Raw genomic sequence first — 14597 nt, forward strand, 5'->3', positions numbered from 1 at the left:
TGTTCAACTTCAGCTTGTTCAACTTCAGCTTGTTCAACTTCAGCTTGCTTAACTTTAGCTTGTTTGGCTTCTTCTAGTTGAGCTTCATCTGGTTGAGCTTCATCTGGTTGAGATTCATCTGGTTGAGCTTCATCTGGTTGAGCTTCATCTGGTTGAGATTCATCTAGTTGAGTTTCTTCTAGTTGAGCTTCTTCTAGTTGAGCTTCTTCTCGTTGAGCTTCTTCGAGTTGAGCTTTATCTAGTTGCGATTTACCGAGTTGAGATTCTTCTAGTTTGGCTTCATCTAGTTTGGCTTCATCTAGTTGAGCTTCATCTGGTTGAGCTTCATCTGGTTGAGTTTCATCTAGTTGAGTTTCATCTAGTTGAGTTTCATCTGGTTGAGTTTCATCTGGTTGAGTTTCATCTAGTTGAGTTTCATCTAGTTGAGTTTCATCTAGTTGAGTTTCATCTAGTTGAGTTTCATCTAGTTGAGCTTCATCTAGTTGAATGAAAGGTTGAAACTCGGGGTTACGTACTAGGGTTAATTCTTTAATCAAATTATCCGCATGATCAACTTGATCCATCATCCACAATATATAGCGAATATCGACATGAACAGCGCGAGTGATAGTTGGGTTAAAGAACCAGTCTTTGGTAATAGCTTCGTATGTAGAGTCAAAGTTTAAACCCACTAGCTCACCTCTACCATTGAATATCGGTGAGCCTGAGTTGCCGCCTGTGGTATCGACACTGGATAAAAAGTTAACCGGAACCGAGTTAAAATCATCTTTAGGCTCAATGCACGATATAAGTCTACACAGCCAAGAGCGTGGATCGTTATATATCGACTGAACAGTATGTTTGCCATAATCGTTAGTCGCGATAGCGGCTAATAGCTTGGCCGGGACATTATATGGCTCTGCTCCTGTATGTTTAGCAGAAATACCTTGCAAGCGGGTGAATGGTTGCTTGTATAAAGCATCTTTAGACTGATAACCATCAACCATGCCATAGGTTATCCGTAAAGTACGGTTTGCATCTGGGTAAACAGGCCAGTTATTGGCTTTATAGTAAGCTATTATCGCAGCCATATATTCTGGACGAGCTTTAGATAATTTACCCTCAATGACCTTACTTTCTTGTTCCAGTGCCATATTAGTATCATGTAACTCAACCGCTAAGCGGATGAAAGGGTCTGTGCTGGTTTGAAATTCTTCAACCGTTTTATCTATCCAAGCCAAGCGGGTTGCTTGATCTGTTAGCTCTGTTGACGCATATATGCCATGAATTTTGGCGACAAATCCTTGGTGGTCAGAACTATTGTTTAGTGCGTCATCGAATACTTTAACTTTTAAGGGTTGTGCAATATAGGCGTTTAAATCCTGTAACCATAAGGTTTTATCCACTTCAATATCAAACCTGCTATCAATACGCTTCAGGCCTGCACGGAACATTTTCATATCACGTTTTTGGTAACCTGATTCACGCATCGCATCAGGCTTCTGTTTTTCTTGGGCTAAACGGTACAAACTTTTAGCTGCAAGCAGTAAGGCACTTGATTGCGCGTTTTCAAAATAGTAGTTAATTTGATCATATTTCTGTTGTTCAGCAAGTAAGACTTCAAGCTCTTGAATTAATAAAGGATTAGCTGTCTCATCCTTTTTTAACCATGCTAAAAAGCCGTCTTCTCTACTTTGTTTTATGCCGACAATGTCAGTCGCTTTAAAGCCATCTAATAGACCATTAAGCTTCTTCATCCTATTTGACATCGAAGCCATAGTGCCGGCATATTTAATCGCGATGTTTTTATCTATATTTCCCATTTGGGTGATAGTGTCAATTTGTAACAGGTAACGGGCAGCAAGGGTTGGGTATAACCAATCACTGGCAAATTTAAGTTCACTAGTGAGGTTGTAACGACTAGTCGATCCTGGGTAACCGGCGGCAAATACACCATCGCCAGCCTTAACACCGTCAGTATTTACTTTTAAATAGCTTTTAGGTTGAAAAGGGACATTGTCTGCCGAGTAAGTTGCTGGTTTACCATTTTTGCCTACATAGGCGCGCAAGAAGGTGAAATCACCCGAGTGGCGAGGATATTCGTAATTATCAATATCACCGCCAAAGCCACCAATACTTTCAGGTGGTGCATAGACTAAGCGGACATCGCGAATGATAAGCTGTTTTATCAGGAAATATTCTAGACCGTTATGATAACTATTTACTGAACAATGGTAGTTACTATCGGCTTCACATATTTTAATTAAACTTTTGCTGTTAGTTTGAATTTGTTCGTAACGAATTAACGGCTCATTACTTAAATCCGCAGTAACAAGTTGGGTAACATCAGATACATTTTCAGTAATGTATAGACGTTCATTAGGACCTGTAGAAGGCTCATCGGCCATTGTTTTAGCTAAGAAGCCATCAGCAAGGTAATTATGCTCTTTTTTACTGTTATATTGAATGCCGCGATAGGCACAATGATGATTTGTGACAACTAGGCCTTGGGGAGACACGAAACTGGCGGTACAATAGCCCAAACTGACAACCGCATTCATTGGATATTGACCTAGATCTGCAAGTTGTGTTGCGGGAATTTCAATACCGCGTTCAATCAGTTTATCTGCGATAGAAGGCATCTGGTAGGGTTGCCATTGGCCTTCATCTGCATAGGCTAAAGCCGATGACAACACTAAAGCGGCTATCAATGTAATACGCATGTTTTTTCCTTATGCAGTTTATTTTTCCGTATGTTTACAATCGCCGCTGGGTTAATATCACTCAGCTAAATTCGACAACGGTGTTATACCATATTTTTTGCAAGTCGTTAGAATTTTGGAGTGTTAATGTCGCAACAATCAACCGCATTTAGAGCAAGAAATAGGCAGAAAGATGTCGAAGTAAATGCCTTAAAGTTACCTCCTCATTCAATCGAGGCAGAACAGTCTGTGCTGGGTGGACTTATGCTCGATGCCGAAGCATGGGATCGCGTAGCTGAAGCGGTTGTAGCGGAAGACTTTTATTCTCGATCGCACCGAATGATTTTCAATGCAATGCAACGTTTAATGGAGCGAGCTCAACCGATAGATCTAATCACGGTATCTGAACAACTCGAAATCGAAGATCAATTAGATGATGCCGGCGGATTTTCTTATTTAGGTGAAATTGCTAAAAACACCCCTAGTGCTGGCAACATCTTATCCTATGCGCAAATTGTACGTGAACGCGCAGTGGTGAGAGACATGATTAGTGTTGCCCATGAAATAGCTGATGCGGGTTATAATCCTGAAGGAAGAAATTCAAGTGATTTATTAGACTTGGCTGAAAGCAAAGTATTTAAGATTGCAGAGTCTAGGGCTAATTCAAGTGAAGGCCCAGAAGGAATAAAATCCATTCTGGAAAAAACCGTCGATAAAATTGAGCAGCTTTATAATAATCCCCATAACGGTGTAACCGGTGTTTCTAGTGGTTTTGCTGATCTTGACAAAATGACCGCAGGTTTTCAGTCTGGAGACCTGGTCATTGTTGCAGCGCGTCCATCTATGGGTAAAACCACGTTTGCGATGAATTTGTGTGAGCAAGCCGCCATGAACGAAGATAAGCCAGTGCTTATTTTTAGTCTAGAGATGCCCTCAGAACAAATTATGATGCGTATGCTGGCCTCTTTAGGCCGCGTTGACCAAACCAAAATTCGTACAGGTCAGTTAGATGATGAAGATTGGGCTCGAGTGTCATCAACTATGGGTATTATGCTTGAGCAAGGCAAAATGTATATTGATGATAGTTCAGGCTTAACCCCAACAGATGTGCGCAGTCGTGCAAGACGTATTGCACGTGAGTATGGTGGTTTATCGATGATCATGATTGATTACTTGCAGCTAATGCAGGTGCCAGCGCTAAAAGATAATCGTACCTTAGAGATTTCTGAAATCTCTCGTTCATTAAAAGCCTTAGCTAAAGAGCTTGAAATTCCAGTGGTTGCCTTGTCTCAGCTCAACCGTTCTTTGGAGCAACGAGCTGATAAACGCCCGATTAACTCTGACTTACGTGAATCAGGGGCAATTGAGCAGGATGCTGATCTTATTATGTTTATCTATCGTGATGAAGTTTATAATGACGATACAGAAGACAGGGGCACAGCCGAAATTATTATTGGTAAGCAACGTAACGGTCCAATTGGGCGTGTTAGGTTAACTTTCCAAGGGCATTTCTCACGATTTGATAATTATTCAGGGCCGCAATTCGAAGAAGATTAATATCATCGATTACCTGTTTAATTTAACAACATAATTAACGATGGTTTAGCTTTGCGGCCATCATTTGTTTTATAAGGCCATTTTTTGAAACCTTTTCCCCGCGCTGAAATTAGTCGTCACGCATTGAAACATAATCTTGCCAGATTACGTGAGATAGCTCCCCATAGCCAAATTATGGCGGTAGTAAAAGCCAATGGTTATGGCCATGGGTTGTTAAATGTCGCCCAATGCGTCAGCAATTATGACGGTGGAGCCGATGGATTTGGATTAGCAAGATTAGAAGAGGCACTTGAACTACGTAATGGCGGAGTGCAAGGGCGCTTATTATTGCTTGAAGGCTTTTTTAGGGCCTCAGATCTGCCATTAATTGTTGGAAATGATATTGAAACCGCCGTTCATCATGAATCACAGCTGCTGATGTTAGAACAAACGAGTTTGTCCAAACCGGTTAAAGTGTGGCTTAAAATTGATTCTGGTATGCACAGGTTAGGATTCAGTCTTGAGCAATTTTCTTCTATTTATCAGCGCTTAATCGCTTGCGATTCGGTCGCTAAACCGATTAACTTAATGACCCACTTTGCCTGTGCCGATGAACCCGACAACCCACTGACATTAAAGCAAATGAAAGCATTTGAAGACCTGATTGCTGGGCTTGATGGTGAACGAACGTTAGCGAACTCTGCCGCCACTATTTTTTGGCCACAAAGCCAAGCAGATTGGGTACGCCCCGGAATTGCGCTTTATGGAGTATCACCAGTAATGGGTGATAAAGGCATTAATCATCAATTAATCCCTGCTATGGAATTAGTGTCTAATTTAATAGCAGTAAGAGAGCATAAAGCCGGTGACTGTGTGGGTTACGGGGCAACTTGGCAAGCAAAAGAAGATACTTTACTGGGTGTTGTCGCCATAGGATACGGAGATGGTTATCCCCGTAATGCGCCTGAAGGAACGCCGGTATTGGTTAATGGACGCAGAGTGCCGATAGTGGGCCGAGTCTCAATGGACATGCTGACAGTCGATTTAGGCATAGATGCCACTGACAGTGTTGGTGATAGCGTGCAGTTATGGGGAAAAGAGCTTGCGGTAGAAGAGGTTGCAGAACATATTGGCACAATAGCTTATGAACTCGTGACTAAATTGACTCCCAGAGTCGTGGTCGAATTGTTGCCATAAGGGAAATCGACCGCTTCAACTTTCGATTACAGATTACGGATCAGCGAGCGAGCCATTAAGTGATGGCATGCTCGCTTAAGTCTATCTAGCGTTCAAGTCTTGCACTAGGAGTCTTATTCTTCTTCAAAGCATATTTCAATAAAAGCCATACCGTATTCATGAGAGAATGGCATCATAATTTTTTTGCCTTTGGCTTGATGTGAAATAGTGTGATTCTTTCCTGATACTACCGCAGGGGTCGCCATATCAAAATCATAACCTTTACTGCTGAGTAAATTTTTAGCTCCGCCAGTGACCATATTGGTAATTTCACCCACTAAATCAGTAATATCTGCGTTAATACCGCTCGGCTTTTCACCTAACATCTTATTCATAATCTCTAGAATAAGTGGCTCTTCGAAAGTAATCGACAGAGACCCTTTAGTTTTAGGCCCCACCATACCAATTAAACCTGAGACATCTCCTTTAGCAAGATCATGATTCTTCAATTGTGGTTTGCCTGGCTTAAGGTCCATCGTAGCCATTGTCGATATCACATTTACTAACGACACAAGAAAAGGGTTAATAAATTCAACGTTCATATTAAATTTGATCCTTATAGGTAAATGCAGTTAAGGGGAAAGGTAATTAGACTATAAATTACTCTAGCATTAACTAACAGTCTAGAACACCCTTCATTATTTGGGTATCTGAACCTAAGATATACATGATATAATTATCCCATATCGCCAGCTTATTGCAGGCCCGTCTCTATCTTAGTTATATCTTCTTTAATGATGCTGTGGTTATCACTATAGATTAACTAGGGTGGCCGCTTCAGATACAAATATTGGTTTTTATGACTGCTAATGTAAAAATAGATCGCACTTTTTCAATTGCTCCTATGCTGGATTGGACAGATCGCCACTATCGTTATTTTGCTCGCTTAATGTCTGCTAATACTTTGTTATATACAGAGATGGTTACTACGGGTGCCATCATATATGGTAAAGGTGACTATTTAGCTTACAATGAAGAAGAGCATCCTCTGGCATTGCAATTGGGTGGCTCAAACCCAAAAGACCTGGCTCATTGTGCCAAGCTTGCAGCTGAGCGCGGTTATGATGAGGTTAACATCAATGTAGGCTGCCCGTCTGATCGAGTCCAAAATGGTCGTTTTGGTGCCTGTTTAATGGGTGAACCTGAATTAGTCGCTGAATGTGTTGATGCTATGAAGCAACTAGCGGATATTCCTGTTACCGTTAAAACCCGTATTGGTATTGATGATCAAGACAGTTATGAGTTTTTAACGCGATTTGTTGAAACTGTCAGTGCGAAAGGCTGTACCGATTTTACGATTCATGCTCGTAAAGCTTGGTTACAAGGTTTAAGCCCAAAAGAAAATCGTGAGATCCCACCACTGGATTATGATCGTGTGTATCAATTGAAGCGTGATTTCCCAGCACTTAATATCGGTATTAATGGCGGGATTACCAGCTTAGACCAAGCTAAAATACATCTTCAGCATGTTGATGGCGTGATGGTTGGCCGTGAAGCATATCAAAACCCGTATATCTTAGCCCAAGTTGAACAACAGCTTTTTAACAGTAATGCGGCGCAATTAAGTCGTGAAGAAGTGGTTGAGTTAATGCTGCCTTATATTGAACGTCATATTCAGCAAGGTGGACGATTAAATCACATTACTCGCCACATGATTGGTTTGTTCCAAGGGTTGCCTGGCTCAAGAAGCTGGCGCCGTTATTTAAGTGAAAATGCCCATATAGCGGGCGCTGGAATTGAGGTGGTGCGAGGGGCGATAGCCTTGATGGATGAAAATGCTCCTGAACCGATAGCCTAACTAATTCCCCTAAATTAAGCGCTCATAAGAGCGCTTTTTTTGTCGCTGAATTCCGCGCTGAACATGAGTTTTTAAGTATTTTTAAGTCATATATTTTCATGTAAGCGCGTTCTTTTAATGTGATTTAACATGAATTAGTAAAATTGACTAACCATGTGGTTAATTTTACTAATTGTTTGTTTTTTATTCTCAAACATAGTTTGAAATAGGCGAAATATTAACTTATATATTTATTTATATATTATTTTTCAGTTGGTTAGTGTGTTTTTTTGAAAGTTGGCACGGTGTTTGTAATACTAAGTCTGTCAGCAGCGAAAAACAGGTTTCACTGCAAACTAAACAGAAAAGGAAGACATCATGTTTATTTCAAATTCAACAAGTCGTTTAAGTCGTATCGTTGGCGCCACAGCAGTCGCATTAGTTATATCGGTTAGCAGTTTTACAGCGCAAGCAGATGACCTAATGGTTCAAGATACCTTCACAATGCTAGAGCAAAATATTTCAAAAGCTAGCCAGGATTTAATTTTATCAGCCAAGCAAGAGTTTGTGTTGTCATTAAAAACTCAAATAGCTGAACAAATATTTAACAGCAGTTTTTATTCAGAAGATAAAGCCATCGCGAGTGAAGTAACGGAGCGTTCAGTCACTACTGCTGCGAATAAGAAGTAATGATGTTTGCTGAGCAACTAGGCTTGGTTATGCCCTTATTAGCCATAGTGTTACTGCCCTTTGTGAGTTTTATTTGTTGTGCAGTTATCGCTCACTTGCTGACCAAGTTGCAAAATCAAGCTTAGTTTAAGTGGCTGTTAGTTAAAGCCGTTTGGCTAGAATCATTAAGATGTTAAGGAGTATTATGGATAGAATAATTGCAAAACTAGCTGATAAATCAAAGATTATTTGTGGAGTGTGTTATTACCTGGCAAAACAATTTGGTTGGTCGGTTATGTGGACAAGAGTCGTGAGTGTATTAGTATTGTTTGCTAATCCAATAGTGTGTCTATTAGCCTATATTGTGTTAGCTATAATGGTGGATAAAAAATCAACTCACTATTAAAGACTCTCTAGTTCAGTGCTTCTTTTAAAAAGCTCTGCCGAACAAGCAACAGAGCGACCGGCTATTGAGGCATCATAACCACTGAATTAGAGAGTGCATCTATAAAATGATGGTTTCAAACAAGCCATATTTTACAGCTTTATCCCTCTTATTATGATTATCTATTTAGAAATGCTTGAAACATTTGCTTAGCTTCATCACTTTTTAATCGTTGTCCAAAGTGAGTTAATTCAAGCTGCATTTGTTGTTTCACCTGTTGCTGGTTATATCGCAACAATTGTCGTGATGCTTGCAAGGACTCAGGCGGCTGACTCGCCAACTTTTTAGCCTTAGTTAATGCAAAATCAATCACATCAGTTTCAATTACTTGATTGATAATATTTAATTTAGCAGCCGTTTCCGCATTAAATGCATCGCCAATTAAAATAAGTTCAGCAGCTTTTTGTTGACCGACGATTAATGGTAATAATAGGCTTGATGCAGCTTCTGGCACTAATGCTAGACTTACAAAAGGCATTTGAAATTTTGCGCTATTGTCAGCATACACTAGATCACAATGCAGTAATAAGGTTGTGCCAATGCCAACCGCAGCGCCTGATACTGCCGCTACTAGCGGTTTTTTTAATTCCAGTAAGCACATTAAAAATTTTACGGTTGGGTGATCACTATTGAGGTCGCCACTTTGCAAAAAATCAGCAATATCATTGCCAGCGGTAAAGCAGTTTCCTTCGCCATGTAACAGAAAGGCACGAATCTCATTGTTGCTATCGCCCTCGATAAGGTATTCTGTGAGTTGTTGATACATTGCTAGATTAAATGCATTACGTTTTTCTGGGCGATTGAAGCTGATGATACGTACACCTTGTTCATCACGCATTTTTATAAGACTCATTCGTTGTTTCCTTTGTAAACACGAGCAGGGATTACATGGAGTTTAAGACATTGAAACCAATATTCAAACATCTGTTTAATTTTTTAGCGCTAACGTCTTTATCATTTACTGCAGTAGCAAATGTTATTCTAGTAGATGGGCACGTGCGCGCAATGCCAGCATCTGTTCCAAATACAGCCGCATATTTAACATTAGAAAACCATGGTGATAAAGCGGTTAATTTAGTCGCAGTAAAAACCGCTGTTGCCAAAGAAGCACAATTGCACACTATTATTGAAGAAAATGGCATGGTCAAAATGCGTCAAGTCGAGGGCTTAGCTATTGCTTCTCATGGGGCGCTCAGTTTAAAACCGTCTGGCGATCACATTATGATATTAGGCTTAAATAAGCCATTAGCCGAAAACGATAAGGTAGTATTAACATTGATATTTGATACTGAACAGCAATTGCAGGTTGAATTGCCTGTATTAAAACAAGCTGGTTCTGAACATCAAGATAATAGCGAACATCATCACCATCATTAAGGAGTACTATTGATGCTATTTACAAGGAATAAAGTTTTTGCCGCCGGCGCTTTAGTCGGTTTAATAGGCTATTTTGTTAGCGTTTGGTGGAGTATAGAGCCAGACCCTATTGAACCCGTTGCTATGCAAACAGATCAAGGAAAGTTGATTACAGGATATGCGACAACAAACTCCTTGATTGCCACAATGGAAACCTTACTGGATAAACCTGGTGGCTGGTTAGCCAACGATATGATGCCGCCGTCGATATTTATGGATAATATGCCGGCATTTGAGTTTGGTGCACTGGAACAGTCACGTGACTTAGCATTGGTTATGCGTAAAGAGTTTAGTCGCTCGCAATCCCAGTCTACCGCCGATACGGATTTATCATCAGCACATTCCAAATTAAATATTGAGCACACGAGTTGGTTGGTACCCAGTGCTGAAAGTGAATACCGTGATGCGATTAAATTACTTAAGCTATACCAAGCCAGAATAAGTGATTCAGGCAATACTAACGCGCAATTTTATGCCCGAGCAGATAACTTAAACGAATGGCTTAAAGAAGTACAAAAGCGTTTAGGCAGTATTTCTCAGCGCTTATCAGCGAGTGTTGGTCAAGATAGATTGAATACCGATTTAGCCGGTGATACCGCAGCTCGTCAATCGACTCCTTCAGCAATGAGTGCAGAGATTAAAACCAGCTGGTGGAAAATTGATGATGTGTTTTATGAAAGCCGCGGTTCGGCATGGGCATTATTAAACTTTATGCGCGCTATTGAAGTTGATTTTGCCGATGTATTAGAAAAGAAAAATGCCGAAGTCAGCTTACGTCAAATAATTCGCGAGTTGGAAGCCACTCAGCTAACGGTGTGGAGCCCGATGGTGTTAAATGGTAATGGCTTTGGTTTGGTGGCTAACCATTCATTAGTGATGGCAAACTATATATCGCGTGCCAATGCAGCGGTAATTGATTTAACTAATTTACTTTCTCAGGGATAACAATGAACAAGACTCTTGTAGCAACAGCCATTTTTGGTTTGTTAAGTGTTTTTTCTGCACAAGCAGCAACCGTAGTCGGCTTTAAAGTCGGTGGCGATTTATGGCAAACTGACGCAACAGGTACGTTTAATGCCGACAGTAATGTTGGCAATGCGACGGGTCCTGCCCAAACCTACGACTATGATTCAGAAACCCAGGGCAGTGTGTGGTTAGCGATTGAGCATCCAATTCCAATCGTGCCAAATCTTAAAATTCGTGAAAATCGTCTAGAAGGCTCCGCTTCAAAAGATAGCAGTGGTTTTTATTATAACGGGGTGAACTTTGAAGGTGCATCACAGGTTTATAATGATCTGAGTAACACTGATTTTGTTTTGTATTATGAGATTTTAGATAACGATATTGTGTCTCTAGACTTAGGCGCGGCTTATAAGAAAATGAACGGTTCACTTCGTGTTGACGGTTTCGCTGGTGAAGAGTTAACACGCATAGCCACACAGCGCGATATCGACAGCGGTGTCGTTATGGGATATGGCAATGCACACGTTGGTGTACCAGGGTTAGGGCTTTTTGCTTTTGCTGACATCATGGTAGGTCTTAATGAAACAGGCGTACACGATTACAGTGCAGGTTTGGGGTGGCAGTTTGATGGCATTGCCTTAGATACGCTGGTGCGTGTTGGGTACCGTGATTTCAGTTTTGATGTAAATGGTTTTTCTGGTAGTAGCCAGGATATGCAATTTTCCGGTGTATTTGCGGGTGTTGAGCTAGCATTTTAGTCCGCAGTGGCCACATTACTGCACGATAAGTATTGGTCACTTTTAAATAGGCTATTTGCATAATATATTGAGTAAGCCGGATGTCGTTTAACGATGTCCGGCTTTTTTTAGCATCAAATAACGTCATACTATTTGTAATTGCAAAGTCAGCGTTCAAATTCCGCATCTATTAAGCAAAGCGGTTTTCAGGCACAATAGCGGCAAAATTTGGCTCGCATCTTTCACGCTCATTTAATTAGCCCGCTTTTATGGCTTGACGTAAATGGGGTGGCACAACCTAGGACTCATTATGACGCAAATTACTCTCACAACCCCTGATGACTGGCATTTACATTTTCGTGATGGCGACATGTTACAAGAAACCGTGCCAGCTACAGCACGCCTATTTCAACGTGCGATTGTCATGCCAAACCTTATGCCACCAGTCACTACAGCCCAGATGGCCGTTGATTACCGTGAGCGTATCCTTGCAGCACGTCCTCAAGGGAGCAGCTTTGAGCCCCTAATGACTTTATTTTTAACCAACAGCACTACAGCGCAAGACATCATTGATGCAAAAGCCGTTGGTGTTGTGGCCGCAAAATTATATCCAGCAGGTGCTACAACGAACTCTGATGCCGCAGTGAAAGCATTAGATGCATTGTTTCCAATTTTTGAAGTGATGGCTGAGCAAGGTATGTTGTTGCTTATTCATGGTGAAGTAACTGAATCACACATCGATATATTTGATCGCGAGAAAGTCTTTATCGATCGCTACCTTGCTCGTATTGTCGAAACCTTGCCACAACTTAAAGTGGTGTTTGAACATATCACCACCAAAGAAGCCGCTGAGTTTGTTGCTGCTGCTTCATCTAATGTTGCAGCAACCATTACCCCACAGCATTTATTATTAAACCGTAACGATTTATTAGTCGGTGGTGTTCGTCCGCATAACTTTTGCTTACCGGTCTTAAAACGCAATATTCATCAACAAGCGTTGCAAGCTGCTGTGGCAAAGGGCTCAAGTAAGTTTTTCTTAGGGACAGACTCCGCGCCGCATGAAAAGCACCGTAAAGAATCGGCTTGTGGTTGTGCTGGCTGTTACAGCGCCTGGAGCGCATTAGAGTTATATGCCCAAGTATTTGATAACTTAGGCGCATTAGATAAGTTAGAAGGCTTTGCTAGCTTACACGGTGCTGATTTTTATGGCTTACCGCGTAATACTGGCACCGTAACCTTGGTAAAAGAAACCTGGACCGTGCCAGAAGAAATTATTTTGCCTAACGGTAACCCTATTGTGCCGTTTTTTGCCGGCCAACAAGTGAATTGGAAAGTGAAATAATATGATGTACTAAAAATATTGCCACCTCATTTGCAGGCAGCTTTTAAAGCCGCCCGTAAATGAGTAAGTTGTTGTTTTTAAATGTAAAAATCATTCTTCTGTCATAACTCGTTTACCATTACCATCTACTACGAGTAAGTAAGAACTGCTAATGTTACCCGTACATAAATCAATGGTATTACCTGCCACTTTCAAACTGTTAGCGCAGTTACTAACTGCTAGATAATCAGTCACAATACCTTTTTCCGTAGTCAATATGGCTGTGTCGTCAACAGAGACATCGTAATTACCATTTGCAAATAAACGTACGTTGAATACATCAGGAGTATTGTGTTGCTTTTTGTTTATCGCTGACAATGTGCTGCTACCTGACGATTCCCATGCGATGACCCAAAGATGATTACCATTACTTAAATTGGTCGTTATACGTTTTTCTTGATTAGCATTGATACTGTCTTTAACGCCTAAATTAACCATATTATTAATGGCATCGTAACTATAGTTGTAGACACTACTTATATCATTGGCTTTAACATCGCTTGAAGCGATATTCTTGCTATCAAATAGGCCAGTATATCCTGTGCTAATATTTCTTTTACTAACATGAAAATCAGCCATATAAGCCAGTGAATTTATGAAAGACATCTTTACAGTATGAGTTAATTTTTCATCCAACTCATCAGAGTTTCCACTGCAGCCACTCAGTACTGCGGAAACACTTACTATTAATGCAACAATAATCCCTTTATTACCTCTGTTCATAGAATCTCCATAGTGTCTCAATATTGTTGTGGTTAAAATTCAGTTAGTCATTGCTTTGCGTTTTAATACTTTTGACTATTTAGTCATTAAGCACGGCATTGCAGACGGGCTAAATTTATAAACAAAATGCTAACACACGCCGACAAGAACAACTCTCAGCGGTTGTCAGCTGCTGTCAGATATTGTCACGAATTGTCTTTAGGTTCAGAGGGGAGGGCAATTTTAATTTCAATTTATAAAGTCGTATTTGTTTTATATTAATAGTTTAGATTTTTTGAATGATGGTGTTTACTATGATGGCAGGCTTAATTTCACCAGCCGCTAGAAACAAACAAATAACCTTTTGTGCGAATCGTTTTAATTTTAAATGGATTACGGGCGTTATCCCCCAGTTTTTTTCTAAGTTGGCTGATATGATTATCGACGCCACGCTCAATACCATCGTAGTAATGACCTTTTACTTGTTCTACTAGGTCATTGCGGGACAATATATTGTCTGCATGTCTAGCTAAAGTGACTAACAGATCATATTCACCATCTGTGAGTGGGATAGGCTCATCACTTAAGATGACACTTCGCTTTTGGATATCAATCGTTAGTTGCCCGAAATTCATACACACATTGGGCTGCTGATGCTCATTGGGTGCTTCAGTTGATAACTCCCGCCTTAGAAAGGCTTTTATTTTAGCCAATAATAAACGAGGCTTGACGGGTTTTAGTAAATAATCATCTGCGCCGATTTCAAGCCCTACAATTTGATCTATTTCTTCTTCTCTGGCAGTAAACATTAAAATATAGCCGTTATATTTTGGCCTAACCTCACGGCATACGGTCAAACCATCTTTTCCTGGTAGCATGATATCGAGCATAACTAGTGCAGGTTGCCATTCCAGTATGTGTGATACGGCTTGCACTCCGTTAGAGACGATCTCTACCTGATAACCTTCATATGTGAGGTATTCCTGAATAGATTCCGCTAAGGGTAAGTCATCTTCTACCACTAAAATTTTTGTCTTCATCACTTGTTCCATAT

At 40.6% G+C, this 14597-nt stretch carries 13 protein-coding genes and 1 pseudogene; 9 read left to right on the forward strand and 5 right to left on the reverse strand.

Annotation, left to right across the window (positions count from 1 at the left end; genetic code table 11):
- Positions 1-506: 506 nt before the first annotated feature.
- Positions 507-2702: pseudogene (locus ACRWQL_RS13270) on the reverse strand (S46 family peptidase); the annotation flags it as partial.
- A 126-nt stretch (positions 2703-2828) separates the two neighbouring features.
- On the opposite strand from ACRWQL_RS13270, the gene dnaB reads away from it, so the two are divergent.
- Positions 2829-4238: a replicative DNA helicase gene (gene dnaB / locus ACRWQL_RS13275; RefSeq protein WP_434927201.1), complete on the forward strand. Its 1410-nt coding sequence runs from the start codon at positions 2829-2831 to the stop codon at positions 4236-4238.
- An 84-nt stretch (positions 4239-4322) separates the two neighbouring features.
- Positions 4323-5414, forward strand: coding sequence for an alanine racemase (alr, locus tag ACRWQL_RS13280; protein WP_434927200.1), 1092 nt, complete (start codon positions 4323-4325; stop codon positions 5412-5414).
- Positions 5415-5527: 113 nt separating this feature from the next.
- Here alr and ACRWQL_RS13285 read toward each other — a convergent pair whose 3' ends face one another.
- Complete coding sequence (locus ACRWQL_RS13285; protein ID WP_226413222.1) at positions 5528-5995, reverse strand: chemotaxis protein CheX; 468 nt, start codon at positions 5993-5995, stop codon at positions 5528-5530.
- 257 nt (positions 5996-6252) lie between these two features.
- On the opposite strand from ACRWQL_RS13285, the gene dusA reads away from it, so the two are divergent.
- The 3 genes from dusA (at position 6253) to ACRWQL_RS13300 (ending at position 8305) form a co-directional block, all read left to right on the forward strand.
- Positions 6253-7251 carry a tRNA dihydrouridine(20/20a) synthase DusA gene (dusA, locus tag ACRWQL_RS13290; protein ID WP_434950446.1) on the forward strand — a complete coding sequence of 333 codons (999 nt, stop codon included), beginning with the start codon at positions 6253-6255 and terminating at the stop codon, positions 7249-7251.
- A gap of 357 nt (positions 7252-7608) precedes the next feature.
- On the forward strand, positions 7609-7920 hold the full coding sequence (locus tag ACRWQL_RS13295; protein ID WP_434950448.1) for a hypothetical protein: 312 nt from the start codon (positions 7609-7611) through the stop codon (positions 7918-7920).
- Between the two features lie 184 nt (positions 7921-8104).
- Complete coding sequence (locus ACRWQL_RS13300; RefSeq protein ID WP_434927148.1) at positions 8105-8305, forward strand: PspC domain-containing protein; 201 nt, start codon at positions 8105-8107, stop codon at positions 8303-8305.
- Between the two features lie 157 nt (positions 8306-8462).
- On the opposite strand, the gene ACRWQL_RS13305 is transcribed toward ACRWQL_RS13300, so the two are convergent.
- A complete protein-coding gene (locus tag ACRWQL_RS13305; protein WP_434927147.1) occupies positions 8463-9197 on the reverse strand; it encodes an enoyl-CoA hydratase-related protein in 735 nt (244 codons plus the stop codon).
- Positions 9198-9232: 35 nt separating this feature from the next.
- On the opposite strand from ACRWQL_RS13305, the gene ACRWQL_RS13310 reads away from it, so the two are divergent.
- The 4 genes from ACRWQL_RS13310 to pyrC all read left to right on the forward strand — a co-directional run bounded on the left by ACRWQL_RS13310 (position 9233) and on the right by pyrC (position 12802).
- Positions 9233-9721, forward strand: coding sequence for a copper chaperone PCu(A)C (locus ACRWQL_RS13310; protein WP_434931174.1), 489 nt, complete (start codon positions 9233-9235; stop codon positions 9719-9721).
- 12 nt (positions 9722-9733) lie between these two features.
- Complete coding sequence (locus ACRWQL_RS13315) at positions 9734-10705, forward strand: DUF2333 family protein (RefSeq protein WP_434929137.1); 972 nt, start codon at positions 9734-9736, stop codon at positions 10703-10705.
- Between the two features lie 2 nt (positions 10706-10707).
- Positions 10708-11481, forward strand: coding sequence for a TIGR04219 family outer membrane beta-barrel protein (locus ACRWQL_RS13320; protein WP_434927145.1), 774 nt, complete (start codon positions 10708-10710; stop codon positions 11479-11481).
- A 289-nt stretch (positions 11482-11770) separates the two neighbouring features.
- Positions 11771-12802, forward strand: a complete 1032-nt coding sequence (gene pyrC, locus ACRWQL_RS13325; RefSeq protein WP_434950450.1) for a dihydroorotase — start codon at positions 11771-11773, stop codon at positions 12800-12802.
- A gap of 90 nt (positions 12803-12892) precedes the next feature.
- Here pyrC and ACRWQL_RS13330 read toward each other — a convergent pair whose 3' ends face one another.
- Both ACRWQL_RS13330 and ACRWQL_RS13335 read right to left on the reverse strand, forming a co-directional pair.
- Positions 12893-13564: a hypothetical protein gene (locus ACRWQL_RS13330; RefSeq protein ID WP_226413344.1), complete on the reverse strand. Its 672-nt coding sequence runs from the start codon at positions 13562-13564 to the stop codon at positions 12893-12895.
- A 311-nt stretch (positions 13565-13875) separates the two neighbouring features.
- Positions 13876-14583 carry a response regulator gene (locus ACRWQL_RS13335; RefSeq protein ID WP_434950452.1) on the reverse strand — a complete coding sequence of 236 codons (708 nt, stop codon included), beginning with the start codon at positions 14581-14583 and terminating at the stop codon, positions 13876-13878.
- Positions 14584-14597: the final 14 nt, after the last annotated feature.

The sequence above is a fragment of the Shewanella sp. HL-SH4 genome, assembly GCF_051164845.1.
Lineage (GTDB): Bacteria > Pseudomonadota > Gammaproteobacteria > Enterobacterales > Shewanellaceae > Shewanella > Shewanella glacialimarina.